Annotated in this window: 23 protein-coding genes and 2 tRNA genes; 16 read left to right on the top strand and 9 right to left on the bottom strand. The window is 62.7% G+C overall.

Annotated elements, in window-relative coordinates:
* Positions 1-40: 40 nt before the first annotated feature.
* Complete coding sequence (locus KXR72_RS01635) at positions 41-1237, bottom strand: MFS transporter (protein ID WP_437419391.1); 1197 nt, start codon at positions 1235-1237, stop codon at positions 41-43.
* A 370-nt stretch (positions 1238-1607) separates the two neighbouring features.
* On the opposite strand from KXR72_RS01635, the gene KXR72_RS01630 reads away from it, so the two are divergent.
* The 11 genes from KXR72_RS01630 (at position 1608) to KXR72_RS01580 (ending at position 15368) form a co-directional block, all read left to right on the top strand.
* Positions 1608-3386 carry a PQQ-dependent methanol/ethanol family dehydrogenase gene (locus KXR72_RS01630; protein ID WP_437419390.1) on the top strand — a complete coding sequence of 593 codons (1779 nt, stop codon included), beginning with the start codon at positions 1608-1610 and terminating at the stop codon, positions 3384-3386.
* Between the two features lie 688 nt (positions 3387-4074).
* Entirely contained in the window at positions 4075-5595 is a 1521-nt protein-coding gene (gene exaC / locus KXR72_RS01625; protein WP_437419389.1) for an acetaldehyde dehydrogenase ExaC, read from the top strand.
* 377 nt (positions 5596-5972) lie between these two features.
* A complete protein-coding gene (locus KXR72_RS01620) occupies positions 5973-7091 on the top strand; it encodes an NADH:flavin oxidoreductase (RefSeq protein ID WP_437419388.1) in 1119 nt (372 codons plus the stop codon).
* A 166-nt stretch (positions 7092-7257) separates the two neighbouring features.
* Positions 7258-7329 carry a pyrroloquinoline quinone precursor peptide PqqA gene (gene pqqA, locus KXR72_RS01615; RefSeq protein WP_003253598.1) on the top strand — a complete coding sequence of 24 codons (72 nt, stop codon included), beginning with the start codon at positions 7258-7260 and terminating at the stop codon, positions 7327-7329.
* A 49-nt stretch (positions 7330-7378) separates the two neighbouring features.
* Positions 7379-8290: a pyrroloquinoline quinone biosynthesis protein PqqB gene (gene pqqB / locus KXR72_RS01610; RefSeq protein ID WP_437419387.1), complete on the top strand. Its 912-nt coding sequence runs from the start codon at positions 7379-7381 to the stop codon at positions 8288-8290.
* Between the two features lie 81 nt (positions 8291-8371).
* Positions 8372-9124 (top strand): pyrroloquinoline-quinone synthase PqqC, encoded by a 753-nt coding sequence (pqqC, locus tag KXR72_RS01605; protein WP_437419386.1) that lies wholly within the window; start codon positions 8372-8374, stop codon positions 9122-9124.
* A gap of 26 nt (positions 9125-9150) precedes the next feature.
* Positions 9151-9426, top strand: coding sequence for a pyrroloquinoline quinone biosynthesis peptide chaperone PqqD (gene pqqD / locus KXR72_RS01600; RefSeq protein WP_437420352.1), 276 nt, complete (start codon positions 9151-9153; stop codon positions 9424-9426).
* Positions 9398-10552 carry a pyrroloquinoline quinone biosynthesis protein PqqE gene (gene pqqE / locus KXR72_RS01595; RefSeq protein WP_437419385.1) on the top strand — a complete coding sequence of 385 codons (1155 nt, stop codon included), beginning with the start codon at positions 9398-9400 and terminating at the stop codon, positions 10550-10552. The genes pqqD and pqqE overlap by 29 nt, the downstream gene beginning before the upstream one ends.
* Positions 10553-10570: 18 nt before the next feature.
* Positions 10571-12451 (top strand): alpha/beta hydrolase family protein, encoded by a 1881-nt coding sequence (locus tag KXR72_RS01590; protein WP_437419384.1) that lies wholly within the window; start codon positions 10571-10573, stop codon positions 12449-12451.
* 93 nt (positions 12452-12544) lie between these two features.
* Positions 12545-13708, top strand: a complete 1164-nt coding sequence (gene ercA / locus KXR72_RS01585; RefSeq protein ID WP_437419383.1) for an alcohol dehydrogenase-like regulatory protein ErcA — start codon at positions 12545-12547, stop codon at positions 13706-13708.
* A complete protein-coding gene (locus tag KXR72_RS01580) occupies positions 13692-15368 on the top strand; it encodes a PAS domain-containing hybrid sensor histidine kinase/response regulator (protein ID WP_437419382.1) in 1677 nt (558 codons plus the stop codon). Before ercA ends, KXR72_RS01580 begins: the two co-directional genes overlap by 17 nt.
* A 9-nt stretch (positions 15369-15377) precedes the next feature.
* Here KXR72_RS01580 and arsJ read toward each other — a convergent pair whose 3' ends face one another.
* The 6 genes from arsJ to KXR72_RS01550 form a co-directional block, all read right to left on the bottom strand.
* Positions 15378-16598: an organoarsenical effux MFS transporter ArsJ gene (gene arsJ, locus KXR72_RS01575; RefSeq protein WP_437419381.1), complete on the bottom strand. Its 1221-nt coding sequence runs from the start codon at positions 16596-16598 to the stop codon at positions 15378-15380.
* A 50-nt stretch (positions 16599-16648) separates the two neighbouring features.
* Complete coding sequence (locus KXR72_RS01570) at positions 16649-17653, bottom strand: ArsJ-associated glyceraldehyde-3-phosphate dehydrogenase (protein ID WP_437419380.1); 1005 nt, start codon at positions 17651-17653, stop codon at positions 16649-16651.
* A gap of 27 nt (positions 17654-17680) precedes the next feature.
* Positions 17681-18007, bottom strand: coding sequence for a YnfA family protein (locus KXR72_RS01565; protein ID WP_437419379.1), 327 nt, complete (start codon positions 18005-18007; stop codon positions 17681-17683).
* 22 nt (positions 18008-18029) lie between these two features.
* Positions 18030-18731 (bottom strand): arsenical resistance protein ArsH, encoded by a 702-nt coding sequence (gene arsH, locus KXR72_RS01560; protein ID WP_437420351.1) that lies wholly within the window; start codon positions 18729-18731, stop codon positions 18030-18032.
* 70 nt (positions 18732-18801) lie between these two features.
* Entirely contained in the window at positions 18802-19149 is a 348-nt protein-coding gene (locus KXR72_RS01555; protein WP_437419378.1) for a metalloregulator ArsR/SmtB family transcription factor, read from the bottom strand.
* Positions 19150-19217: 68 nt separating this feature from the next.
* Complete coding sequence (locus tag KXR72_RS01550) at positions 19218-19946, bottom strand: hypothetical protein (RefSeq protein ID WP_437419377.1); 729 nt, start codon at positions 19944-19946, stop codon at positions 19218-19220.
* 210 nt (positions 19947-20156) lie between these two features.
* Between KXR72_RS01550 and gacA the strand changes: the two genes are divergently transcribed.
* From gacA to KXR72_RS01525, 5 genes are all read left to right on the top strand, one after another.
* Complete coding sequence (gene gacA / locus KXR72_RS01545; RefSeq protein WP_437419376.1) at positions 20157-20801, top strand: response regulator transcription factor GacA; 645 nt, start codon at positions 20157-20159, stop codon at positions 20799-20801.
* Positions 20798-22621, top strand: a complete 1824-nt coding sequence (gene uvrC, locus KXR72_RS01540) for an excinuclease ABC subunit UvrC (RefSeq protein WP_437419375.1) — start codon at positions 20798-20800, stop codon at positions 22619-22621. Before gacA ends, uvrC begins: the two co-directional genes overlap by 4 nt.
* Positions 22622-22654: 33 nt before the next feature.
* Positions 22655-23212, top strand: coding sequence for a CDP-diacylglycerol--glycerol-3-phosphate 3-phosphatidyltransferase (pgsA, locus tag KXR72_RS01535; RefSeq protein WP_437419374.1), 558 nt, complete (start codon positions 22655-22657; stop codon positions 23210-23212).
* 69 nt (positions 23213-23281) lie between these two features.
* Positions 23282-23357: transfer RNA gene (locus KXR72_RS01530), tRNA-Gly, on the top strand.
* 44 nt (positions 23358-23401) lie between these two features.
* A tRNA-Cys gene (locus tag KXR72_RS01525) sits at positions 23402-23475 on the top strand.
* A 121-nt stretch (positions 23476-23596) separates the two neighbouring features.
* On the opposite strand, the gene KXR72_RS01520 is transcribed toward KXR72_RS01525, so the two are convergent.
* The gene (locus KXR72_RS01520; RefSeq protein ID WP_437419373.1) at positions 23597-23971 is read right to left on the bottom strand and encodes a sensor histidine kinase; all 375 of its coding nucleotides are present in this window, start codon (positions 23969-23971) and stop codon (positions 23597-23599) included.
* Between the two features lie 75 nt (positions 23972-24046).
* Positions 24047-25054 (bottom strand): LacI family DNA-binding transcriptional regulator, encoded by a 1008-nt coding sequence (locus KXR72_RS01515; RefSeq protein ID WP_437419372.1) that lies wholly within the window; start codon positions 25052-25054, stop codon positions 24047-24049.
* Between the last annotated feature and the right edge of the window lie 18 nt (positions 25055-25072).

Genomic DNA, 25072 nt, shown 5'->3' with positions numbered 1-25072 from the left:
CTCAGCCGAGTGCGCGCGGCTATGTTCTTTCGGTGGCGCTTCATGCCGCCCGCATGCGAGGGTGCTGGAAGTAGCCGATGGCTGCCGGCGTGGCGATAGCGATGACGGACAGGCTCAGGATGGTGATCGCCATGGGCAGACCGAAATGGTCCGCGATCCAGCCGGCGGCGATCAGCGGCACGATGCTACCAACGTAGCCGCACACCAGGTAAGTCGATATCAGGCCAGAGCGCTGAGTGGGCGAGGCGATGCGGTTCACCATGCTGATGCCGGCTAGCAGGCAGAGGCCGTGCCCGATAGCCGCGCTGCTGACGCCGACGGCGAAGATCACTGGCGAGCCGATCCTGAAATTGAGCACCAGCATTGCGTTGCTCAATACCACGGCCAGCAGGCCGAGGAACCCGCACCAGCGCAGGCTCATCCGCGCCGAGATTAGCTGCACGGTCGCCGACGCCAGCAAGATCACCCCGATTGCAGTGCCGCTAACGATTGGCCCATGCCAGGGCACCATCTGGTCCAGAAACAGCGGCGCCATCGACGCGTAGACGCCAAACACGCCGAAGGCGAAGAAGGGGCACGCGCAGGTCAAAGCGAAGGCGAGTGAGTCGGCGCGGTCCGCCCAGGCCAGCCGCGGCACGAAGGCGCGCCAGCTTGGCGCCTGCGGGGCTGGGGCGCTGGTGCCCTTGAGTTCGACACGCATCAGCGCATAGATCGCCAGCACACCAAGCACCAACGTCGGCACATAGGTCGCGAACAACGGATGGCTGAACCATTGCCCGATGATTCCACCGGTGATCGGCCCGAGGCCGAAGCCAAAGGCCAGTAGAAAACTGGTAATCGTCGAGATCCGCTGCGAGGCCCCTTCGCGAGATATTTGCACCAGGCCCACGGAGGCGCTGGTAACGATCAGGCTGGAGGACAGCCCGACGGCGAAGCGACCAACATTCAAACTCAGGAGATCCCACGCGAGCATGGTGACCAGGGTGCCAAGCCAGCCAAGCAGCAGCCCGGCCATCATGACTCGCCGGAAGCCGAGCGTATCCGACAGGCGCCCCATGAACAGCAGCCCGGACAGGGCGCCCACCATGTACACCACGTAGATCAACGAGACATCGCTCGTGCGCAGCGCCCATTCGGCCTTGTACAACGGATACAAAGGCGAGATCAGCGCGGTGCCCATCACACCCACGCACATGGCGAAACAAACCCAGGGAAACGGGGGCCAGTTGGCTTTCATTCAGACGTCCATTACAGGAAGGAGCAGCTCGACGGGCGTGTTCGCCATGGAGCTGGGGTCAAGGTGGCTATCGTATCGGCTCGCGACGGGTCGTGCCCGCCTGGATCGCTTGTCTGGCTCAGCGCCAGGTTATCGCTATCAACGGGGCCAATGATCTGTGCTGGTGCTGCTCATGCCGTGGCAGGTTCTGCGCGTGCTTCTAGTCTCGTCAGGCGGCACGCGGCGCACGCTGCAGCAGGGTATTGCTACCAAGGAACTACGGAAATCGGTACTGCGTTCAATTGTTGGCAAAGGGCCTTCACCGAAGAATCTGGCCATACCGGGAATCTTTCCCGGCGACGATAACAATGAACCCGTAGAGGTAGCCGCAATGAAGCACACCGGTCTTCGCAAGCCCTTCGTCCTGAAAGCGCTTTGCGCCGCCGTGGCGTTGTCCAGCGTGTCGGCATGGGCAGTCACCGACCAGGAAATCCTCGATGACGCTAAATCCACCGATCAGATCGTTACCAATGGGCTGGGTTTGCAAGGCCAGCGCTACAGCACCCTGGACACGCTGAACGTCGATAACGTCACCGAGCTGCGTCCGGTGTGGGGCTTCTCATTCGGCGGCGAGAAACAACGTGGCCAGGAAGCCCAGCCGCTGATCAAGGACGGCGTCATGTACATCACCGGGTCCTATTCCCGCGTGTTTGCAGTCGATGCCCGCACCGGCAAGGAACTGTGGCAGTACGACGCGCGCCTGCCCGACGGGATCATGCCGTGTTGCGACGTCATCAACCGCGGTGTGGCGCTTTATGACGATCTGGTTATCTTCGGCACCCTGGACGCCAAACTGGTCGCGCTGAACAAGGACACCGGCAAGGTCGTCTGGAAGAAGGAGGTAGCCGACTATAAAGCCGGGTACTCGATATCTGCCGCGCCGATGGTCGTCAAAGGGAAACTCATTACCGGTGTGGCCGGTGGCGAGTTCGGCGTGGTCGGCAAGATCGAAGCCTACAACCCGAAGAACGGCGAACTGCTCTGGAGCCGCCCGACCGTCGAAGGGCACATGGGCTATGTCATGAAGGACGGTAAAAAGGTCGAGAACGGCATTTCCGGCGGCGAAGCCGGCAAGACCTGGCCGGGCGACTTGTGGAAGACCGGCGGTGCTGCACCCTGGCTCGGCGGCTATTACGACCCGGATACCGACTCGCTGCTGTTCGGCACCGGTAACCCCTCGCCGTGGAACTCCCACCTGCGCCCTGGCGACAACCTGTACTCATCATCGCGCCTGGCGCTGGACCCGGACGATGGCTCGATCAAGTGGCATTTCCAGTCCACGCCGCATGATGGCTGGGACTTCGACGGTGTGAACGAGCTGATCTCCTTCGATTACCAGGACGGCGGCAAGACCATCAAGGCGGCCGGTACCGCGGACCGCAACGGCTTCTTCTACGTGCTCGACCGCACCAACGGCAAGTTCATCCGCGGCTTCCCGTTCGTCGACAAGATCACCTGGGCCAAGGGCCTGGACAAGGACGGGCGCCCGATCTACGACGATGCCAACCGCCCCGGCAAGCCGGGCGACGCGGACAAGGGCTCTTCGGTGTTCGTCGCACCGTCCTTCCTCGGCGGCAAGAACTGGATGCCCATGGCCTACAGCCAGGACACCGGCCTGTTCTACGTACCCTCCAACGAGTGGGGCATGGACATCTGGAACGAAGGCGTCGCCTACAAGAAGGGCGCGGCCTACCTGGGTGCGGGCTTCACCATCCATCCGCTGAACGAGGAATACATCGGCGTGCTGCGCGCCATCGACCCGAAGACCGGCAAGGAAGTCTGGCGCTACGAGAATTACGCGCCGCTGTGGGGCGGTGTGCTGGCGACCAAGGGCAACCTGGTATTCACGGGTAACCCTGAAGGCTTCCTGATGGCGTTCGACGCCAAGACGGGCAAGAAGGTGTACGAGTTCAACACCGGTTCGGGCATCGTCGGCTCGCCCGTCACCTGGGAGATGGATGGCGAGCAGTATGTCTCCGTCCTCTCTGGCTGGGGCGGCGCTGTTCCGCTGTGGGGCGGCGAAGTCGCCAAGCGCGTGAAGGACTTCAACCAGGGCGGCATGGTCTGGACCTTCAAGCTGCCGAAGGACCGGGCGGTCGCCCAGCGCTGATCCGCCATGCACCCGAAACCCCGCCGCCTGGCGGGGTTTTTATTTGCCCGGGCGAATAAATTCGCCCCTACGGTGCGTGCGGGCCCGATCGGTTGGCAGAACCTGTAGGGCCGAATTTATTCGGCCAGCGGAGTACGGGGCTTCACCGAAGTGCCAGACGGCACCCCGCCGGCGAATAATTCGCCCCTACGGTGCGTGCGGGACCGATCGGTTGGCAAATCCTGTAGGGCCGAATTTATTCGGCCAGCGGAATACGGGGTTTCACCGAAGTGCCAGACGGAACCCCGTCGGGCGAATAAATTCGCCCCTACGGTGCGTGCAGGCCCGACCGGTTGGTGGCACCTGTAGGGCCGAATTTATTCGGCCAGCGGAGTCTGGGGCTTCACCGAAGTGCCAGGCGGAACCCCGTCGGGCGAATAAATTCGCCCCTACGGCGCGTGCGGGGCCGATCGGTTGGCAGAACCTGTAGGGCCGAATTTATTCGGCCAGCGGAGTACGGGGCCATACCGAGGTGCCAGACGGCACCCCGCCGGACCACCGTGCTAACGCCTTGCGCCTACTACCAAATAACGAACTCATCGCGCCGTTGGGTGCATTTCGGAGGCGAGTGTGGGCTGCCTAAGATCGTTCCATGCCCTGACCTTTTCCCGGCCAGGCTCCTACAAGCAGAAAAACAGAGAGGCCGCTCATGATCTACGCCCAACCCGGTACGGAAGGCTCCGTCATTTCCTTCAAGCCACGCTATGGCAACTTCATCGGCGGTGAATTCGTCCCGCCGGTCAAGGGCGAGTACTTCGTCAACACCTCGCCGGTCAATGGTGAAGTCATCGCTGAATTCCCTCGTTCGGGCGCCGAAGACGTGGAGAAGGCGCTGGATGCCGCTCACGCCGCCGCTGATGCCTGGGGCAAGACTGCCGTCCAGGACCGCGCCCTGATCCTGCTGAAGATCGCCGACCGCATCGAAGCCAACCTGGAAAAACTCGCCATTGCCGAGACCTGGGACAACGGCAAGGCCGTGCGTGAAACCCTGAACGCCGACGTGCCGCTGGCCGCCGATCACTTCCGTTACTTCGCTGGCTGCATCCGCGCCCAGGAAGGCAGCGCTGCCGAGATCAACGAGCACACCGCGGCCTATCACTTCCACGAGCCGCTGGGCGTGGTCGGGCAGATCATCCCGTGGAACTTCCCGCTGCTGATGGCCGCGTGGAAGCTGGCGCCGGCGCTGGCCGCCGGCAACTGCGTGGTGCTCAAGCCCGCCGAGCAGACCCCGCTGTCGATCATGGTCCTGGCTGAAATCATTGGCGACCTGCTGCCGGCCGGCGTGCTGAACATCGTCCAGGGCTTCGGCAAGGAAGCGGGTCAGGCACTCGCCACCAACACCCGTATCGCCAAGATCGCCTTCACCGGCTCGACTCCGGTCGGCTCGCACATCATGCGTTGCGCTGCTGAGAACATCATCCCGAGCACCGTGGAACTGGGCGGCAAGAGCCCGAACATCTTCTTCGAAGACATCATGAACGCCGAGCCGGCCTTTATCGAAAAAGCGGCCGAGGGTCTGGTGCTGGCGTTCTTCAACCAGGGCGAAGTCTGCACCTGCCCGTCGCGCGCACTGATTCACGAATCGATCTTCGAGCCCTTCATGGAAGTGGTGATGAAGAAGATCAAGGCGATCAAGCGTGGCAATCCGCTGGATACCGACACCATGGTCGGTGCCCAGGCGTCCGAGCAGCAGTTCGACAAGATCCTCTCCTACATGGAAATTGCCCAGCAGGAGGGCGCGCAGATCCTCACCGGCGGTGCCGCGGAGAAGCTCGAGGGCAACCTGTCGACGGGTTACTACGTGCAGCCGACCCTGATCAAGGGCCACAACAAGATGCGCGTGTTCCAGGAAGAGATCTTCGGGCCGGTAGTGGGCGTCGCGACTTTCAAGGATGAAGCCGAGGCGCTGGCAATCGCCAATGACACCGAGTTCGGCCTGGGCGCCGGCGTCTGGACCCGCGACATCAACCGCGCCTACCGCATGGGCCGCGGAATCAAGGCCGGCCGTGTCTGGACCAACTGCTACCACCTGTATCCGGCGCACGCGGCGTTCGGTGGTTACAAGAAGTCCGGTGTCGGTCGCGAAACCCACAAGATGATGCTCGACCACTACCAGCAGACCAAGAACCTCTTGATCAGCTACGACATCAACCCGCTGGGCTTCTTCTAGCCAGCAGGTTTCAACTCGGAGGATCCGGCGCGTTCGCTCCAGCGCGCCGGTTTGACTGGCTCGCACTGCGGTGCGGGGATCGGTTGGGCGCAGGCGGTGCCTGATCGGTTCATCAACGCGACGCGACCCCATGGGTCGCGTTTTTTTTGGCTGGTGGTTTTCGGTGTGGCACTGGAGTGGTGGCAAAAGGGGACGTATTCGCGGAAATTCGGCGATCTTCGCGTTGGGCGAAACCAAGCGCTCAACCAACTCCCCATCGGCTGGTTCGCCTTCGATTGTTCGATGCCGGCGAGGACGACGGCGTACCGAACCGAACTCCAACGCTCATGCCCATGCCCCTCTCAGATTCAGCAGACCCCACTGATGAGGAGCCACCCATGCCCCGCTTGTTCGACCCCCTCAAGCTGAACGCCCTGACACTTCCCAACCGTGCCGTCCTGGCCCCGATGACGCGTGTCAGTGCCGAGCCGGAAGGCATGGCCAACGAGATGATGCGTGACTACTACCAGGCCTTCGCCGAGGGTGGTTTCGGCATGCTCATCACCGAAGGCATCTACACCGACACCGCTTACAGCCAGGGCTATTTCAATCAGCCAGGGCTGGCGACCGAGGCGCATCGCGACAGCTGGGTACCGGTCGTGACCGCGGTTCACCAGGCAGGCGCGGCGATCGTGGCGCAGCTGATGCACGGCGGTGCTCAGACCCAGGGCAATATCCACCATGCCCGCCACGTCGCGCCCTCCGCCGTGCAGCCGGACGGGCGGCAGTTGAGCTTCTATGGCGGTGAGGGACCTTACGCCACGCCGGCCGAAATGACTGAAACGGAGATCCAGGACGCGATTGAAGGCTTCGTTCAGGCTGCCCGCCATGCGCGAGCGGCGGGGTTCGATGGCGTCGAGCTGCATGGCGCCAACGGTTACCTGCTCCACGAATTCATCAGTGCGGAATTCAACCAGCGGACCGACCGCTGGGGTGGCGACCACAAGGCGCGGCTGGCGTTGCCGCTGGAGGTCATTCGAGCCGTTCGCGACGCCGTCGGGGCGGACTTCGTCGTCGGCATGCGCTTGTCGCAGGGCATGGTGACCAACAGCCGCCTGAAGTGGGACGGCGGCGTCGAGGCGGCGCGCGATCGTTTCGTGACGCTCGCTGGCGCGGGCCTCGACTACCTGCACGTGACCGAGTATGACGCCAGCGCACCGGCCTTCGAGGACGGGCCGAGCCTCGCGGCGATCGCCAAGGCATGCGTGTCGATCCCTGTCGTGGCCAACGGCGGCATCGCGACCGGCGCACAGGCCGAAGGCTTGCTCGAGCGCGGCGAGGCCGACCTGCTGGCCATCGGCAAGGCCGCGCTGGCTAACCACGACTGGCCGATCCGCGTCCGCGAGGGCATCAGGCTGACCGAATTCGATTACGACATGTTTTCGCCGATGGCGACCCTGAGCAATGAATTGGGCTGGCGCGGCACGCATGGACGCCCGGCGACGCGCAACGGCTGACGAACGGTCTGCACGGCTCTGGCGCCGGGCCTGGCGAGGGCAGGGCGCATGGCACTACCAACGCAGGGCGCGGTCTCCTTCCAAAGTACCATTCTGCTTTTCGCAGACCTGGGTGCTTAATGCGGCGTCGGAATACGTCCGGCACCAGACCAGAGAGGAACCTGCAATGTGGACTAAGCCTGCTTTTACCGACCTGCGTATTGGTTTCGAAGTCACCATGTACTTCGCCAACCGCTGATCGATCTGCCCCGGCCCCGGCCGGGGCTCCGCTTTTCAGGGAGCTGCCCATGCATATCCAGATTCTCGGTTCGGCTGCTGGCGGCGGCTTCCCCCAATGGAATTGCAATTGCGCCAATTGCGCAGGGCTGCGCAACGGCACGCTGCGCGCTCGGCCTCGCACCCAGTCCTCGATCGCCATCAGCGCCAACGGCGAAGACTGGATCCTGTGCAACGCCTCACCGGACATCCGCGCGCAGCTCGAATCCTTTCCCAAGCTGCAACCCGCGCGTGGCCCGCGGGACACTGCTATCGGCGCGATCATCCTGCTCGACAGCCAGATCGACCACACCACTGGCCTGCTGACCCTGCGCGAGGGCTGCCCGCATGATGTCTGGTGCACCGAGATGGTCCATCAGGACCTCACCACTGGTTTCCCCGTGTTCAAGATGCTCGAACACTGGAACGGCGGCCTGCGCTGGAACCCCATTGCGCTGGATGGCGATTTCTCCATTCCGGCCTGCCCGGGTCTGAAGTTCACGCCGATCCCGCTGCGCAGCGCCGCTCCGCCTTACTCGCCGCACCGCAACGACCCGCACCCCGGTGACAACATTGGCCTGCTGATCGAGGACCGGACGACCGGCGGGACCCTGTTCTACGCGCCGGGCCTGGGCAAGGTCAGCCCGCAGTTGCTCGATTTGATGCGCGGCGCCGACTGCCTGCTGGTGGACGGCACGCTCTGGCGCGACGACGAGATGCGCGTCCGTGAGGTGGGCACCAAGCTCGGCTCGGAGATGGGCCATCTGCAGCAGAGCGGTCCCGGCGGCATGATCGAGGTGCTCGACGGCATGCCTGCCGCACGCAAGATCCTCATCCACATCAACAACACCAACCCCATCCTCGACGAGGACTCGGCCGAGCGGGAAATCCTCGGCGAGCATGGCATCGAGGTGGCGTTCGATGGCATGAGCATCGAGCTTTAGCATGGCAACAGCACACCAGACACGACCTCATCGAAGCCCGTCGCGCCGCCAGCGCAGTCGGGCCGGACCAAGGAAGCCTTCATGACCCTGCCAGCCATGACCCCCGCCGAATTCGAGCAGGCGCTGCGCGCCAAGGGCGACTACTACCACATCCACCATCCTTTCCATCGGGCAATGTACGAAGGCCGCGCCACGCCCGAGCAGATCCAGGGCTGGGTCGCCAACCGTTTCTACTACCAGGTCTGCATCCCGGTGAAGGACGCGGCGATCATGGCCAACTGCACGGACCGCGATGCCCGCCGCGAGTGGGTCCAGCGCATCATCGATCACGACGGTCGGCCGGGTGAGGAAGGGGGAATCGAAGCCTGGCTACGGCTGGCCGAAGCCGTGGGGCTGGACCGCGAACAGGTGTTGTCTCAGGAACTCGTGCTGCCCGGCGTGCGCTTCGCGGTAGACGCCTATGTCAATTTCGCCCGCCGCGCCGTCTGGCAGGAGGCGGCCAGCAGTTCGCTGACCGAACTCTTCGCGCCGACCATCCACCAGTCGCGGCTCGACGCCTGGCCGCAGCACTATGGCTGGATCGATCCGTCCGGTTATGACTACTTCCGCAAGCGGCTGAAGGAGGCGCGGCGGGATGTCGAGCACGGCCTGCGCATCACGCTCGAGCATTACACGACGAGGGAAGGCCAGGAGCGGATGCTCAACATCCTGCAGTTCAAACTCGACGTGCTTTGGAGCATGCTCGACGCCATGAGCATGGCCTACGAGCTGGATCGCCCGCCGTACCACACCGTCACGCGCCAGCGCGTCTGGCACACCGGCATCAAGCCATGAGCCAGGCCCTGACCGAGGAGCAGGCAATGACCGACATGCTGACCCGCGTCCCGGCGTTTCGCCGTGGCTTTCGCTTCCAGTGGGAACCCGCGCAGGACTGCCACGTGCTGCTCTACCCGGAGGGCATGATCAAGCTCAACGAGAGCGCTTCGGCCGTGCTCGGTGAGGTCGATGGCACACGCACTGTGGGCGCCATCGTTGCCGACCTGCAGGCCCGCTACCCGGATGCCGAGGGCATCGAGGAGGACATCGTCGCGTTCCTGGAGGTCGCCGTTGAACGGTTCTGGATCGAGCTTCGCTAAGCCGGGCTTCGAGCCGGGCCCGCCGCTTTGGCTGCTGGCGGAACTGACCTATCGCTGCCCTTTGCAGTGCCCCTATTGCTCCAATCCGCTGGATTTCGCCCGTAGCCATGACGAGCTGAGCACGGCCGAATGGATCGATGTGTTCCGCCAGGCGCGTGAGCTGGGCGCGGCGCAGCTCGGGTTTTCCGGTGGCGAGCCGCTGGTGCGCCAGGACCTGGCCGAACTGATCGCGGCGGCCCGCGGACTCGGCTACTACACCAATCTGATCACCTCCGGTATCGGTCTGACCGAAAGCAAGATCGCCGCGTTCGCCGATGCCGGGCTCGACCATATCCAGATCAGCTTCCAGGCCGCGGACGAAGAGGTGAACAACCTGCTCGCCGGATCGAAAAAGGCGTTCGCGCAGAAGCTCGCCATGGCCCGCGCGGTCAAGGCACACGGCTATCCGATGGTGCTCAACTTCGTCACCCATCGGCACAACATCGATAACATCGACCGCATCATCCAGCTGTGCCTGGAGTTGGAGGCAGATTTCGTCGAGCTCGCGACCTGCCAGTTCTACGGCTGGGCCGAGCTCAACCGCGCCGGGCTGCTGCCGAGCAAGGCCCAACTGGTTCGCGCCGAGCGCATCACCAACGAATGGCGCGAGAAGCTGGCTGCCGAGAACCACCCCTGCAAGCTGATTTTCGTCACGCCCGATTATTACGAAGAGCGACCCAAGGGCTGCATGAACGGGTGGGGCAATCTATTTCTCGACATCACGCCCGATGGCACTGCGCTGCCGTGCCACAGCGCCCGCCAGCTGCCGATCACGTTTCCGAACGTGCGCGAGCAGAGCATTGAGCAGATCTGGAAGCACTCGCTGGGCTTCAACAAATTCCGCGGTTTCGACTGGATGCCCGAACCGTGCCAGTCCTGCGACGAGAAGGAAAAAGACTTCGGCGGCTGCCGCTGCCAGGCATTCATGCTCACCGGAGACGCGGCCAACGCGGACCCGGTGTGCAGCAAATCAGCCCATCACGGCGCGATTCTCGCTGCGCGAGCCCAAGCTGAGCAGGCACCGCGCGGGCTTGACGAGCTGACCTTCCGCAACGAGCAGGCCTCTCGGCTGATCGTAAAGGCCTAACAGGAAGCGAGTGGGCAGATGACCAAGACCGAAACGCCGTATGGCTTCTGGCAGAGCGCCTGGACCGCTGCGGACGCCGCTTCAGCTAGTCGCGATTTCGCTGAGCTGCGTGCGGGTCATGGGGGCCTGTTCTGGGTGCAGTACGACCCAGCGGACGGGCGCTGCACGCTCTGGTTCTGGCAGGGCGGCAATTGCAGGTGCCTGACGCCACCGGGGTTTTCGCTACGCAGCCGTATGTATGAATACGGCGGTGGCGCGCTATGCGTCACGGAGCAGGGCGTCGCCTTCGTCAACGAAGCGGATCAATGCGTCTACCTGCAATCGCTGGGTGAGGGCAGCATGCCTATCGCGCTGAGGCAGCGAGAGGGCACACGCTACGGCGATCTGCAATTCGATGCGCAGCGCCAGGCGATCATTGCGGTCGAGGAATCGCATGAAGAAGGCATCGTAACGCACCGAATTGTCAGCCTTTTTATACGAGAAGGTTCGCGAAGGGTGCTGCTCGAAGGGGCCGATTTCTACGCCTCGCCCTGCCTTGATCCAACCGGCCAGCACCTCGCCTGGATTCAATGGCAACGTCCAGAGCAGCCCTGGACGGCCACGCAGCTGTGGTCCGCATCCTTCATGGCGGACGGTCGACTGGCGCAAGCCAATCGCCTGGCCGGCAACGGCAATGAATCACTGCAGCAACCGCGCTTTGCCCCGGATGGCACCCTGTATTGCCTTACCGATCGCGATGGCTGGTGGCAACCCTGGCACATCCAGGCCAACGAGCTAGTGCCGGAGCAGCGCAGCTGTGCCAGGCGGTTCGATTACGCGCCTGCGCCCTGGCAGCTCGGCACCCACAGCTACCTGCCGTTAGAGGGCGGCCGTTTGCTGCTGACACCTATGGTCGATGGCTATGCGTTGCTCGCAGAACTGGACGATACGGGCAGCGAGCGGCCGATGGCGGAGGGCTTTAGCCGCTGCCGGCAACTCGCCGCGGACGGCCAGCGCTACTACTGCATCGCCGGTTCGCCCAGCCGGACTCCGGCGATACTGGCGATCGACCGCCAACATGGGCGTATCGAAATCATCGCTGGCGGCGAGCAGCCTTTGCCGTCCGAAAATCTGTCCGAGCCACAAGCCGTTAGCTTCGCGACGGGCGTCGATGAGGTCGCGCATGCGTTTTTCTACCCGCCGGTCAACGCCCGCCATCGAGGCGCTGCCGGCGAAAAACCTCCACTGGTCGTGTTCATGCACGGCGGCCCGACGTCCGCCAGCTATCCGGTCTTCGACGCGCGGATCCAGTACTGGACGCAGCGCGGCTTCGCCGTGGCGGACATCAACTATCGCGGCAGCAGCGGCTTCGGGCGAGCCTACCGGCAACGCCTGCATCAGCAGTGGGGCCTGGTCGATGTGGAGGACGCCTGTGCCGCTGTTGCGTGCCTGGCGCAGCGCGGCGAAATCGACCCGGCGCGCACCTTCATTCGCGGGTCCAGCGCCGGCGGCTACAGCGCCTTGTGCGCCCTGGCCGCAGATACCGGATTTGCGGGTGGTGCGAGCCTCTACGGCGTCAGCGATCCGCTCGCGTTGCGGCGGGTCACGCATAAGTTTGAAGCGGATTACCTGGATTGGCTGATAGGCGATCCCCATCTCGACGCGCGCCGCTATCGGCAGCGCACACCGTTAAAGAATGCAGCGCAGATCCAGGTGCCGGTGATCTTCTTCCAGGGCGGGCTGGATGCGGTGGTGCTGCCAGAGCAAACCGCATCGATGGTCGAGGCATTGCGCGCTCAGGGCGTTCCGGTCGAATACCACCTCTATCCAGAGGAGCGGCACGGCTTCCGCCAGGCCGCCAACCTGGCTGATGCGCTGGAGCGGGAATGCACCTTCTACCAAGGCTTACTGGACGGCTGAGCCTGGCGACTCATGCGCCTATTTGCCGATTGCTTTGGTAGCCGAAAGCAGTAGGCTTGCCGGACATCCAGAACAATAACGATAGGCTGTTGTATGAGCCCCAACCTGAGCCTGCAGCGCAAATTCGTCTCACCAGAAATTGTTTTCGGCGCGGGCTGTCGGCACAGCGCCGGCAACTATGCGAAGAACTTCGGCGCCCGCAAGGTGCTGTTGGTGTCTGACCCCGGAGTCGTCACGGCTGGCTGGGTGGCCGACGTACAGGCCAGCCTGGCGCGCCAGGAGATCGATTTTCACCTGTTCACCCAGGTTTCAGCTAACCCGCGTTCCGAAGAGGTCATGCTGGGAGCCGAGGTCTATCGCGACGAAGGCTGCAACGTGATCGTCGCCGTTGGCGGTGGCAGCCCCATGGATTGCGCCAAGGGTATCGGTATCGCCGTCGCGCATGGCCGCGACATCGTCGAGTTCGAAGGCGTCGACACCCTGCGCGTACCGAGCCCACCACTGATCCTGATCCCGACTACAGCCGGTACCTCGGCCGATGTCTCGCAGTTTGTGATCATCTCCAACCAGGCCGAGCGGATGAAGTTTTCGATCGTCAGCAAGGGTGCCGTGCCGGATGTGTCGCTGATCGACCCGGAAACCACGCTCAGCATGGATCCGTTCCTCTCCGCCTGCACCGGCATCGACGCGCTGGTGCATGCCATTGAGGCCTTCGTGTCCACCGGCCATGGCCCACTGACCGATCCTCACGCCTTGGAGGCCATGCGGCTGATCAATGGCCATCTGGTGGAGATGATCGCCAACCCCGCGGATATCGACCTGCGCGAGAAGATCATGCTCGGCAGCATGCAGGCCGGGCTGGCCTTCTCCAATGCCATCCTTGGCGCCGTGCACGCCATGTCGCACAGCCTCGGCGGTTACCTGGACCTGCCACACGGCCTGTGCAATGCGGTGCTGGTCGAACATGTAGTCGCCTTCAACTACGACGCCGCGCCGGACCGCTTCAAGAAGGTGGCCGAGACCCTCGGCATCGACAGCCGCGGCCTGAACCACCGGCAGATTCGCGAACGGCTCGTGCAGCATCTGATCAGTCTCAAGCAGGCCATCGGCTTCCATGAAACGCTCCGCCTGCATGGGGTCAATCTGTCGGACATTCCGTTCCTCTCACAGCACGCAATGCAGGACCCCTGCATCCTGACCAACCCGCGCTCATCCACCCAGCGCGATGTCGAAGTGGTGTATGCCGAAGCACTCTGAGCAGGATGATGCGCTGGCCGGCTTGCTCGGTCTCGGCACTCATTCGGCGCGCAAGAGCCACTACCCGGAACTGGTCGCACGGCTCGAAGAGCTGGAGGCCGAGCGCAACCGCTACAAATGGCTCTTCGAACACGCCGTGCACGGGATCTTCCAGGCCAGCCTCCAGGAAGGCATCCGAGCCGCCAACCCGGCACTGGCGCGCATGCTCGGCTACCAGAACCCGACCGAGGCGCTGTGGGCGCTGACCGATCTGTCGCACCACCTGTTTATCGGCGGTGAAGAAGAGCTCAAGCGAATTCGCCACACGCTCAGCACGCAACTGGGCCTGTTCGGCTACGAGACGCGGCTCAGGCGCAAGGACGGTAGCGCGATCGACGTCATGATGAACCTGCTGCTCAAGCCGGACGAAGACGGCCTCGTCGAGGGGTTCGTCGCGGACATCACCGAGCGCAAGCTCGCCCAGATGCACCTGGTGCAACTCAACGAGCAGCTCGAGCAGCGCGTCGCCGAGCGAACACTGGAGCTGCGCAAGGCACGTGACGCCGCCGAGGCGGCCAACCGCAGCAAGGACAAGTATCTGGCCGCCGCGAGCCATGATCTGCTGCAGCCGCTCAATGCCGCCCGTTTGCTGATCTCCACGCTACGCGAGCGCGCGTTGCCAGCAGGCGAGCACACCCTCGTGGAGCGCGCGCATCAGGCACTGGAAGGCGCGGAGGACTTGCTTACCGACCTGCTCGACATCTCCAAACTGGACCAGCAGGCCATCAAGCCGGACATCGAGGTGTACCGGCTCGATGAGGTGCTCCTGCCGCTGGTTTCGGAGTTCCAGTCCGTCGCCGAAGCGGAGGGGCTTGGTTTCGATCACTTCATTCCAGGCTATGCACTGCGCAGCGATTTTCGGCTGTTGACCCGCATCCTGCGTAACTTCCTCAGCAATGCCTGCCGCTACACCGACTGCGGCCGGGTTTTCCTTGGTGCGCGCCGGCGGGGCGACAAGCTGCGGGTAGAAGTCTGGGATACCGGCCGCGGGATCGAGGCCGACCAGCTGCCGTCGATCTTTCTAGAATTCAACCAGCTTGGCGTACAGCGCGCGGCGGAACGGGCTGGCGTCGGGCTGGGGCTGGCGATCGTTGATCGCATCGCCAGCATGCTCGACTACCGCATCCAGGTGCGTTCCCAGCCTGGGCGAGGCTCGGTGTTCAGTATCGAGGTGCCGCTGGCGGAGATGCCGAATCAGCCCGCCACTGATCAGCCGGCCAAGCAAGCGCTGCCGGGCGACCCGCTGCCAGGGCGCCGCCTGTTGGTCATCGATAATGAGCTGAGCATCCTGCACAGCATGGCCGCGTTGCTCGGGCAGTGGGGGTGCGAAGTACTGACTGCCGAGAATGAGGCCGGCGCCATCGAGGCGCTGACCGGCATCGCGCCGGAATTGATACTCGCCGACTACCACTTGGACCAGGGGGTGACCGGCTGGGACGTCGCGCAGTCGCTGCGCACGCGTTTCAGCCAGACGATTCCGGTGGTGATGATCACCGCAGACCGCAGCGACGAATGCCGCAAAGCCTTGCATGGCTATGGCGTGCCGGTTCTCAACAAACCGGTGAAAGCGGGAAAACTGCGCTCGGTGCTGAGCCATCTGCTCAGCGGCGCGGGTGATTAGCTCCCCTGATCAGGTTAAGCCGGCCGGTTGCGCATGCCGTGGCAGCCCGAACGAAATCGCTGCGGCGAGTAGCAGAAACGCGGTGGATACCCACAGGCAGGCTGCCAGGCCGTGACTTTGATACACCCACCCCGACAACAAGGTGCCGATCAACCGCCCCATGGCGTTCGACATGTAATAGAAGCCGACATCGAGCGAGACGCCGTCCTGCTTGGCATAGGACACGATCAGGTAGCTGTGCAGCGATGAGTTAATGGCGAAGAGCGCGCCAAACAGCAGCAATCCGCCGATTAGAACGGGCTCTGGTGGAAGATTTGCTGCCAGTCCTAACGCAATGGCGCCTGGCAGCCAGGCCAGCAGCAGCGCCCAGCCCAGCGCGGCACGGCCGTCCGGGATATGCCCGCGGCGCTTGCCGGTCACCGCAGGGGCCAGTGACTGGACCGCCCCGTAGCCGATCACCCAAGCGGCGAGAAAACCGCCCGTTTGCCAGAAATCCCAGCCCAACACCGCTGACAGATAGACCGGCAGCGCGACCACAAACCAGACGTCCCGCGCGCCGAATAGGAACAGACGCGCGGCGGACAGCACGTTGATCGCGCGACTTTTGGACAGCAGGTCGCGAAACTTCGGCTTTGCTTTGGCCTTGCCAAGGTCCTGCTCCAGCAGCACCAGGCTGGCGATCCAGACCATCGCAAGCATGCCGGCCAGGCTTAACAGCGCCCCGCGAAAGCCGAGCCAGGCGAGCAGGGCACCGCCCAGGAAAAAACCGACGCCCTTGAGCGCGTTCTTCGAGCCGGTCAGGATCGCCACCCATTTATAGAGTTGCCCCTGCTGGTCGTCCGGCACGAGCATCTTGATGCTGCTCTTGGCGCTCATCTTGTTCAGGTCCTTGGCAATACCGGACATCGCCTGCGCCGCCATCACCCATGGCACCGTCAGCCAGGCCGCTGGCACCGTGAGTATCAGCAGCGCCAGCACCTGCAAACCCAGGCCCATGTTCATGGTGCGGTTGAGCCCGAGCCGCGCGCCGAGGTAACCGCCGACCAGGTTGGTCACCACCCCGAAGATTTCGTAGAAGAGAAAGAGTGCGGCGATTTCCAGCGGGCTGTAGCCAAGCGCGTGGAAGTGCAGCACCACCAGCATTCGCAGCGCACCATCGGTGAGCGTGAACAACCAGTAATTGCCCGTCACGATCAGGTATTGGCGGACGGCGGGGGAGAGGGCGGTCATGGTCATCTCGAAAAGGATCGAGGGCCGGCATCAGCGTCGGCCCGGGCGGCTCAGGCCATGCCGACCTTGCGTGCAAGCTCGGCGGTGCGGTTGGCGTAGCCCCATTCGTTGTCATACCAGGCGTAAAGCTTGAGCTGCGTGCCGTTGACGATCATGGTCGACAGCGCGTCGATGACCGATGACCGCGGGTCGGTGCGGTAGTCGATCGAGACCAGCGGGCGCTCTTCGTAGCCGAGGATGCCGTGCAGTGGGCCGGCTTCGGCGGCGCTGCGTAGCAAGCCATTGACCTCTTCGACCGTGGTGGCCCGGTCGAGCTCGAACACGCAGTCGGTCAGCGAAGCGTTGGCCAGCGGAACCCGCACGGCATGTCCGTTGAGCTTGCCGCGCAACGCCGGAAAAATTTCGGCGATAGCGGTGGCCGACCCGGTGGTGGTCGGGATCAGGCTCATGCCCGAGGCGCGTGCGCGGCGTAAATCCTTGTGCGGCTGATCGAGGATGCTTTGTGTATTGGTCAGATCATGGATCGTGGTGATCGAGCCGTGACGGATGCCGAGATGCTCGTGAATCACCTTGACCACAGGGGCCAGGCAATTCGTGGTGCAGGACGCTGCGGTCACGATGCGATGCTGAGCGGGGTCGAAAAGCGCATCGTTGACACCCATGACGACGTTCAGCGCGCCTGGCTCTTTCACTGGTGCGCTGACCACGACGCGTTTGACGCCTTGGTCAAGGTAGGCCTGCAGCACGGACACCGTCTTCATCTTGCCGCTGCACTCGATCACCAGGTCGCAGCCCGACCAATCCGTATCGCCGATTGCCTTGTTGGCGGTGACCGTGATCCGTTGCCTACCGATGACCAGCTCGTCACCGTCATGCCCCGCCTCGTGGTTCCAGCGACCATGCACCGAATCGAAGTTCAGCAGGTGCGCGTGGGTCTTCGCATCTCCAGCAGGGTCGTTGACGTGGATGAACTCAAGCTCCGGCCAATCCCAGGCAGCACGCAATACTAGCCGCCCGATACGGCCAAACCCGTTGATACCGACTTTCAATGCCATAACCATTGCTCCTCAAGTGGTGATAGATCAGCCGTGACGGGGCGCGAACATGATGATGGCCATACCGACGAGAGCGACGGCCGAGCCGAGCAGATCCCAGCCGGTGGGCCGGATCTTGTCCACCAGCCACAGCCAGAGAATTGCAGCCCCTATGTAGACGCCCCCATAGGCCGCATAGACCCGGCCCGCCGCAGTCGGGTGCAGCGTCAAGAGCCAGGCGAACAGACCTAGCGAGGCCGCCGCCGGAATGAGCAGCCAGGCGCTTTTGCCTTGGCGCAACCAGAGGTAGGGCAGGTAGCAACCGACGATTTCCGCCAGGGCGGTCAGTGCGAACAGCGCGAATGTCTTGATCACGTCAGGGTCCGTAACGGTCTGCTTATATCGATCGCTGGTTGACGCGCTGGGAGAGCGCGGCTGCCGATTCCTTGCGTTCGGAATAGCGATCGACCAGATACGCCTCGCGGCCACGCAGCAGCAAGGTGAACTTCATCAGCTCCTCCATAACGTCAACCAGCCGGTCATAGTAGGCAGACGGTTTCATCCGGCCGTTGGCATCGAACTCCAGGAATGCCTTGGGCACCGACGACTGGTTAGGAATGGTGACCATGCGCATCCAGCGGCCGAGCACGCGTAGCTGGTTCACGACGTTGAAGGACTGAGACCCGCCACAGACCTGCATCACGGCGAGCGTCTTGCCCTGGGTGGGGCGAATGGCGCCCATGGCAAGTGGCACCCAGTCGATCTGCGCTTTGAACACCGCACTCATCGAACCGTGACGTTCCGGAGAACACCAGACTTGCCCTTCGGACCACTGCATCAGCTCACGGAGTTCCTGGACCTTCGGATGCGTATCGGGCGCATCGTCCGGCAAAGGCAGGCCGGACGGGTCGAATAGGCGAGTGTCAGCGCCGAGACGCTGCAACAGCCGTGCGGCTTCCTGGACCAGCAGTCGACTGTACGACTGGCTCCGGTTCGAGCCGTAGAGCAGCAGAATGCGCGGTGGGTGGGGCGGTGGCGTCTGCTGGCCGAGACGTGCGAGGTCCGGCAGGGCAAACAGGGCGTCATCGACGTTCGGCAGATCGAGGTCTTGCGGCTCAGTCACGTGTTGCTCCTCGGGTTGGCGCGGGAGGGGTCTGGCCCGGCGCTCGTCAGTTGCACGCACCGGGACGGTTGCGCATCGCGTTCAGACGCTCGTTATCGCCAGCCGTCCAATCGGCGTTGGCCTCGGCTGTGTGCATGAGCAGTGTCAGGACCCACTTCGGGAGGTCAGGATGGAGCCGGTAGTAGACCCATTGGCCTTTGCGGCGATCTTCGAGCAAGGCGCTGCTTCTTAGCACGGCCAGATGGCGTGAGATCTTCGGCTGGCTCTGCTCCAGCGCACAGGTCAATTCACATACACAGAGCTCGCCCTGACGCGCGATAAGCAAGGCGATTCGCGTGCGGGTCTCATCTGCCAGGCACTTGAATAGGTCGGGCGGTGTCATCGAGTCGCTCATGCGGCATGGGAAATTCGCATATGGGTCAGCGAATATATGGATATCCGTATGTGATGTCCAATGTTCACCTAACCACCCGTGACCGCGAGCAGTAGCGCCGCATAGCCCATCGATCCCAGCAGGAATGCGCCAAGCCGGCTGTTGCGCTCCTCCGGCAGTTCTTCCTTAAGGACGTTGAGGATGATCGAACCGCCGAGAAAGGCGGCTAAGGCCGACACGGCCAGGGCAGACACCTCCGTCAAGCTGCCCACGACCCAACCGGCCAACGGCATTACCGCGAGCAGCCAGCGCCCGCGGTGGCTGAAGAGATCCTTGTGGGCATCCTGTAGGGCGAAGTCGTTGACGAGAAAGTGCAGCCCCATCGCAAAGCAATAAAGGGCCAGGTCGGTCATGTTTTCGCTCTCTCCGTGGACGAGTAAGTACCCGATCAACCCGTTGTACAGGCCGAACGCCCCGATATGCAGCCAGAACATCGCCGGATGCGTGTCGTGATGGTCGGGCTTGCCCTGGCGATGCTGCTTGATCATGCGTTCGAGGCCGTAGAACACCACGAGGCCGAGGAGGGCAAGCAGGTAGGCGTGGTGTTCCAGATAGCTCAACAAGGCGATGTCGATACCGTCCATCACCCGTTGTCCGCGGGCGAGATCCGGCAACAGGTGCACGAAGACATAGGCCACTGCGACCCCACCCGCTGCAGATAGCCAACGGCTGCGAGGGACGCGATTCAGCATGCGTAAACCGCCAGCGGTCAGGTGCACGGCCGCCAACAGACTGGCCGCGATAAAGCTTTCAAGCACGTAGTCGCCTCGCTGGCTATTGGGATGTTCTGGTTATGACGCATGGCCACCGAGCGGCGTTCACTGTGGAAGAGGTGTTACCTAGCAGGCGGTGACATCATTTGGCCATGTGACGTGCGGTCTGGGTAAGCCGCGAAGGATTTGATAGAGTTCGCCGCTTATGAAGCGAGCAGCCAGCCAGCTTTTAAATCGTACTGAAGAGGTGTCTGCTTGATTAGGGTGCTGGTGGTCGATGACCACGATCTGGTACGCACAGGCATATCCCGCATGCTGGCCGACATCGACGGCCTGCAGGTGATCGGTCAGGCCGAGTCCGGCGAAGCGGCCATCAAGAAATCGCGCGAACTCAAGCCCGATGTTGTGCTGATGGACGTCAAGATGCCTGGAATTGGCGGCCTGGAGGCCACGCGTAAACTGCTGCGCAGCCATCCGGACATCAAGGTCATCGCGGTCACCATATGTGAAGAGGACCCGTTTCCGACGCGCCTGTTGCAGGCCGGAGCGGCGGGGTACCTGACCAAGGGCGCCGCCCTCGAGGAGATGGTGCAGGCGATCCGCATGGTGTTCGCCGGTCAGCGCTACATCAGTCCGCAGATCGCCCAGCAATTGGCGTTGAAGTCGTTTCAGCCGAAGGTTAACGGCTCGCCGTTCGACTTGCTGTCCGAGCGCGAAATTCAGATCGCACTGATGATTGCCAACTGCCAGAAGGTGCAGACGATCTCCGACAAGCTTTGCCTGTCACCGAAAACGGTCAACACCTATCGCTATCGCATCTACGAAAAGCTGTCGGTATCCAGTGACGTCGAGCTGGCATTGCTCGCGGTCCGCCACGGTATGGTCGATACCGTCAATTGATGAGCGACTTCGATTCTTCTGCATTCCTGGCGTCATGCAGCGGGCGCCCCGGCGTCTACCGGATGTTCGACGCCGACGCCAAGCTGCTCTACGTCGGCAAGGCCAAAAACCTCAAGAAGCGGCTGTCCAGCTACTTCCGCAAGACCGGACAGGCGCCCAAGACCGCAGCCTTGGTCGCCAAGATCGCCCAGGTCGAAACGACCATCACGGCGAACGAGACTGAAGCACTGCTGCTTGAGCAGACGCTGATCAAGCAGTGGCGGCCGCCGTACAACATCCTGCTGCGCGACGACAAATCCTATCCCTACGTGTTCCTGTCGAGCGGCGACTTTCCGCGCCTGAGCATCCATCGCGGCGCTAAGAAGGAACCGGGGCGCTACTTCGGCCCGTACCCGAGCGCCGGTGCGATTCGTGAGAGCCTCAGCCTGTTGCAAAAGGCTTTCTTCGTTCGCCAGTGCGAGGACAGCTATTACCGCAACCGGACGCGGCCTTGCCTGCAATACCAGATCAAGCGCTGCAAAGCGCCGTGCGTGAGCCTGGTCGAGCCGGAGGAATATGCGGAAGACGTACGCCATTCCGTGATGTTTCTGGAGGGGCGCAGCAATGCACTGGCCGAAGAGCTTTCCAAGAACATGGAAAAGGCTGCCATGGCTCTGGATTTCGAGCGTGCTGCGGAAATCCGCGACCAGATCGGCATCCTCCGCCGCGTCCAGGATCAGCAAAGCATGGAAGGCGGCAGCGGCAACGTGGATATCGTCTCGGCGGTGGTCAGCCCCGGAGGCGCGTGCGTCCATCTGATCAGCGTGCGCGGTGGGCGGGTGCTGGGCAGCAAGAATTTCTTCCCCCAGGTTGCCATCGAGGAAAGCGTGGCGGAGGTGCTCCAAGCATTCCTTGAGCAGTACTACCTGGGCTCGATGGAGCGCGACCTCCCGGCCGAGCTGATCGTTAACACGGTTCACGAGGATTTCGACACGCTCATCGATGCATTGCGTGAGCTGCGCAGCGTCGAAATGGTCATCACGCATCGCGTCCGCGGGACTCGTGCGCGCTGGCAGCAGCTGGCCTTGACCAACGCCGAACAGGCGCTTGGCGCCAGGCTTGCCAGCCGCCAGCATTTGTCGGCCCGTTTCCAGTCTCTTGCCGATGCGTTGGAACTCGACGAGCCTCCCACGCGGCTCGAGTGCTTCGATATCAGCCATTCGAGTGGCGAGGCGACGGTTGCCTCATGCGTGGTATTCGGCCCGGAAGGGGCGCTGAAATCCGATTACCGTCGCTACAACATCGAAGGCGTCACCGCGGGTGACGATTACGCTGCAATGCACCAGGCCTTGTCACGCCGCTTCCGCAAGGCGGCCGAGGGGGAGGGGAAGCTGCCCGATATCCTGCTTGTCGACGGCGGCAAGGGCCAACTGAACATGGCGCGTGACGTACTGCAGGAGCTCGCGGTGCCCGATCTGATCCTGCTCGGGGTAGCCAAGGGTGTCACTCGCAAGCCCGGTTTCGAAACGCTCTACCTGAACGATGCCGCGCACGAGTTCACCTTGCCGGGCGACTCCCCCGCCTTGCACTTGATCCAGCAAGTTCGCGACGAGGCCCACCGTTTCGCCATCACCGGGCATCGGGCACGGCGCGGCAAGGCGCGCACGACCTCGACGCTCGAGAACGTTCCGGGGATCGGCCCTAAACGCCGTCGCGAACTGCTCAAGCATTTCGGCGGTCTGCAAGAGTTGTGTCGCGCCAGCCTTGACGAAATCGCCAAAGCGCCCGGCATCAGTAAAAAGCTTGCCGAGTCGATTTATGCCACTCTGCACAGTGAGTAGAATCCTCATCCAAACTTGCGGACCGTGGTATCGATGAACATCCCAAACATTCTCACCGTACTGCGCGTACTGCTGATCCCCATCATCATTCTGCTGTTCTACCTGCCCTTTAAGTGGAGTTACCTGGCCTGCAGCTTGGTTTTCGCCATCGCCGCCGCAACGGATTGGCTCGATGGCTACCTGGCTCGCCGGCTACAGCAGAGCACGCCGTTCGGCGCCTTTCTGGATCCGGTTGCCGACAAGTTGATGGTCGCGGTGGCGCTGGTCTTGCTGGTCGAGGAGCACGCCAACCTTTGGTTGACGTTGCCAGCCGCCATCATCATCGGTCGTGAGATCGTCGTATCGGCGTTGCGGGAGTGGATGGCTGAGCTAGGGGCGAGAGCGCAGGTCGCGGTGTCCAACCTCGGCAAATGGAAAACTGCGGCCCAGATGACGGCACTGATTATCCTGCTCGCCAATCCTCCGCTGGCGACATTCTGGGTCGGGTTAGGGTATGCCTTGCTGATCGTCGCAGCGGGCCTGACACTGTGGTCGATGGTCAATTACCTGGTCGCCGCCTGGCCGCATCTCAGTCCAACCGAAACGAAATAAAAACTTTTTTAATCAAAGGCTTGACGGGGCGTCACGAAACTATAAAATGGCGCCCGTCACCAAGACGACGCGGGAATAGCTCAGTTGGTAGAGCACGACCTTGCCAAGGTCGGGGTCGCGAGTTCGAGTCTCGTTTCCCGCTCCAGTTTGTTGACGATGGCGCCGCTGAATGCGGCGTCTTCGTTTTGAGGCCGGTTGGCAGAGTGGTTATGCAGCGGATTGCAAATCCGTGTACGCCGGTTCGATTCCGACATCGGCCTCCATTAAAAAAGAAAACCGCAGGCGAAAGCTTGCGGTTTTTTTTCGCCCTCTGTTTTCGTCTCGGCTTGATGGGAAGTCGCAGTCAGACTGACCTCAGCCTGAAAAAGATGTGGGCGTGGCGACTCACTTCGGTCGGGAGAGCTGGAACAACAGGCCGGGCTCAGCCCGGTAGGCGGCGAGCGCCCAGTTGTGCGCGGTCGCTATCTCCTGGCAGATTGCAAGCCCGAGGCCCGCACCGTGATCGCGTCTGTGTGCGCCACGCCAGAAGCGTTTGAACAGATGGGGCAGTTGCGCATCGTCCACGCCTGGGCCCCAGTCACGCAGCGAAAGCGTATCGGTGGCGATATCGAGGTGAACCTTGGTATTGCGGGGGGCGTGTTGGATGGCATTTTCCAGCAGGTTCTTGAGCAGGGTGAACAGCGCGCCTCGGTCGGCCGACCAGTACGGCTGTGCCGGATCGCCGGTTATTACGACGGCCACGCTTGCAGTGTCAGCCATGCGTTGCAGATAACCGGCCGCTTCGTCGGCTACCTCGACCAGGGACCGGGGCTTAATGAACTTGTGTTCATCGAACTAGTGGGCTGCAGGCGCGGTACTGGCGCGCTTCATCAGCTTGAACGGCAAGACCAGGTGTCTATCAGTGCCGAGCGGCCGATTCTCGGACAGGGCGATCAACATCTCTACTGCGTGTTCACCAAAGGCTTCAGCGGGCTGGTAGATCGTCGTAAGCGGGGGGTCGCAAAACGCTGAGAATGTTATGTCGTCGAAGCCGGCAACCGAGATGTCTTCCGGAACGCGCAGTCCAGCCTGTCGAATGCACCTCATGGCGCCGATTGCCATCTCGTCGTTCTCACAGAAGATGGCGGTTGGCCGATCCGCGTGCGCTAGCAAGAGGTGCGCCGCGTCATACCCCGCCTGCAGGGTGAAGTTACCGCGACACAGCAGGGTAGGGTCTGGTTCTATGCCCACCTCACGTAGCGCGTCCTCATAGCCCGCGATGCGTTCGCGGGTCAAAGGGCTCGCCTGCGGCCCCTTGATCAGGCCGATGCGGCGATGGCCTAAATCGAGCAGATACTCAGTCATGGCACGTGCGGCGGCACGATTGTCGAGGCTAACGGTGGGGCACGGCGCGTCGTCTAGCACTTCGCAAGCATTGACCATCGGCGGCAGCGTAGCCCCGCGCTTACCCGAGGCAGCAAAGGGATTGAACGCACGCAGTTGGATGACCCCGTCTGCCTGATGCGCATGGACGAGTTCGGCGTACTCGCTCTCGAGATCCTCACGGCCATAGGTGTTGCATAGCAATACGCGGTACCCATACGCCTGAGCTCTTTCCTGGATACCGCTGATGACGCGAGCAAAGAACACGTTGGAAATCGCAGGCACCAGAACCACCAGGTTTCGCGTCTTGCGCGAGCGAAACTGTACAGCCATCAAATTGGGACGATAGCCCGCTCGCTCGACCGCTTTGAGCACTTTCTCACGGGTTTCGGGTGAAACGACCTCTGGAGTTTTAAGCGCACGTGACACCGTTGCAACGGAGACGCCGGCTAGTTCGGCGACCCTGCGAATGTTGGACATAAATCCTCAGTTTGCTCG

This window comes from Stutzerimonas chloritidismutans (assembly GCF_051486945.1).
Classification (GTDB): domain Bacteria; phylum Pseudomonadota; class Gammaproteobacteria; order Pseudomonadales; family Pseudomonadaceae; genus Stutzerimonas; species Stutzerimonas chloritidismutans_B.
The sequence above is the reverse complement of the archived record's forward strand: the minus strand, read 5'-3'. Positions and strand labels throughout refer to the sequence as shown.

What these genes read in the sequence shown, in the direction of transcription:
- exaC (WP_437419389.1), top strand. Translation starts at nt 4,075, where the DNA reads ATGATCTACGCCCAACCCGGTACGGAAGGCTCCGTCATTTCCTTCAAG.
- arsJ (WP_437419381.1), bottom strand. Translation starts at nt 16,598, where the DNA reads ATGACCGCCCTCTCCCCCGCCGTCCGCCAATACCTGATCGTGACGGGC.
- KXR72_RS01590 (WP_437419384.1), top strand. Translation starts at nt 10,571, where the DNA reads ATGACCAAGACCGAAACGCCGTATGGCTTCTGGCAGAGCGCCTGGACC.
- KXR72_RS01580 (WP_437419382.1), top strand. Translation starts at nt 13,692, where the DNA reads ATGCCGAAGCACTCTGAGCAGGATGATGCGCTGGCCGGCTTGCTCGGT.
- ercA (WP_437419383.1), top strand. Translation starts at nt 12,545, where the DNA reads ATGAGCCCCAACCTGAGCCTGCAGCGCAAATTCGTCTCACCAGAAATT.
- pqqC (WP_437419386.1), top strand. Translation starts at nt 8,372, where the DNA reads ATGACCCTGCCAGCCATGACCCCCGCCGAATTCGAGCAGGCGCTGCGC.
- KXR72_RS01515 (WP_437419372.1), bottom strand. Translation starts at nt 25,054, where the DNA reads ATGTCCAACATTCGCAGGGTCGCCGAACTAGCCGGCGTCTCCGTTGCA.
- pqqD (WP_437420352.1), top strand. Translation starts at nt 9,151, where the DNA reads ATGACCGACATGCTGACCCGCGTCCCGGCGTTTCGCCGTGGCTTTCGC.
- KXR72_RS01555 (WP_437419378.1), bottom strand. Translation starts at nt 19,149, where the DNA reads ATGAGCGACTCGATGACACCGCCCGACCTATTCAAGTGCCTGGCAGAT.
- pgsA (WP_437419374.1), top strand. Translation starts at nt 22,655, where the DNA reads ATGAACATCCCAAACATTCTCACCGTACTGCGCGTACTGCTGATCCCC.
- KXR72_RS01570 (WP_437419380.1), bottom strand. Translation starts at nt 17,653, where the DNA reads ATGGCATTGAAAGTCGGTATCAACGGGTTTGGCCGTATCGGGCGGCTA.
- KXR72_RS01635 (WP_437419391.1), bottom strand. Translation starts at nt 1,237, where the DNA reads ATGAAAGCCAACTGGCCCCCGTTTCCCTGGGTTTGTTTCGCCATGTGC.
- pqqB (WP_437419387.1), top strand. Translation starts at nt 7,379, where the DNA reads ATGCATATCCAGATTCTCGGTTCGGCTGCTGGCGGCGGCTTCCCCCAA.
- KXR72_RS01620 (WP_437419388.1), top strand. Translation starts at nt 5,973, where the DNA reads ATGCCCCGCTTGTTCGACCCCCTCAAGCTGAACGCCCTGACACTTCCC.
- KXR72_RS01630 (WP_437419390.1), top strand. Translation starts at nt 1,608, where the DNA reads ATGAAGCACACCGGTCTTCGCAAGCCCTTCGTCCTGAAAGCGCTTTGC.
- KXR72_RS01520 (WP_437419373.1), bottom strand. Translation starts at nt 23,971, where the DNA reads ATGGCTGACACTGCAAGCGTGGCCGTCGTAATAACCGGCGATCCGGCA.